This window comes from Micromonospora sp. NPDC003776, assembly GCF_053605645.1.
Map to the genome: position 1 here is coordinate 1 of NZ_JBSGJR010001006.1, position 1,032 is coordinate 1,032.

1 protein-coding gene is annotated in these 1,032 nt (G+C 70.2%); it reads left to right on the forward strand.

Features of this window, described 5'->3' with window-relative positions:
• Nucleotides 1–930: glycine betaine ABC transporter substrate-binding protein (locus ACWEVO_RS37100; RefSeq protein ID WP_452312037.1), on the forward strand; the 930-nt coding region annotated here is incomplete at its 5' end.
• Nucleotides 931–1,032 lie beyond the last annotated feature (102 nt).

Consider the following 1,032-nt stretch of genomic DNA (forward strand, 5'->3'; position numbering starts at 1 on the left):
TCCCGGCGCGACCCAGGTCGGGCCGGCCGCGTGTCCGACGGGCGATCCGGTCGGCCGCCCGCGAGTTCCAGCCAATATCCTCCAGGCCGGACCGATGACAAGAAGCTCCAGAACACCGACAACGTCCTGCCGGCGATCAACGCCAAGGCGGCGACGCCGCAGCTCGTCGCCGCGCTGGACAAGGTCTCCGCGAAGCTGGACACCGCCAAGTTGATCGAGCTGAACCGCTCGGTCGACGTCGACCGGAAGACCCCGCAGGTGGCGGCGAAGGAGTTCGCCGACGCGAACGGCGTCACCGAGGGGATCACGAAGGACCAGAGCGGGCAGATCACGGTCGGCGCCGGCAACTTCAGTGAGAGCCAGATCATCGCCGAGCTCTACAAGCTCTCGCTCACCGCGGCCGGCTACCAGGTCAAGGTGCAGACCATCGGCAACCGCGAGCTCTACGAGCCGGCGCTGGAGAAGGGCCAGATCCAGGTCGTCCCGGAGTACGCGGCCACCATGGCCGAGTTCCTCAACACCAAGGCCAACGGCAAGGACGCCCAGCCGGTCTCCTCGCCGGAGCTGGACAAGACGGTCCAGGCGCTCAAGACCGAGGGCGACAAGGTCGGCATCAGCTTCGGCCAGCCGTCCCAGGCGCAGGACCAGAACGCCTTCGCGGTCACCAAGGCGTTCGCCGACAAGTACCAGGTCACCACGCTCTCCGACCTGGCCGGCAAGTGCTCCGGTCAGGCCACCGTGCTGGCCGGCCCGCCGGAGTGCCCGCAGCGGCCCAAGTGCCAGGCGGGTCTCGTCCAGGTCTACGACTTCAAGGCCGGCTCGTTCAGCTCGCTGGACGCGGGCGGCCCGCAGACCAAGAACGCGCTGAAGACCGGCGCGGCCAGCGTCGGCCTGGTGTTCTCGTCGGACGCGGCGCTCGCCGCGAGCTGACCGGTCCCGCCCGGCGTGGCCCAGGCGCGTCGGGCCGGCCGACCAGCCGGCACGGCGCAGCTGACCTGGCGTCGCGATCGGGAAGAGTCGACGGCCGTCGGC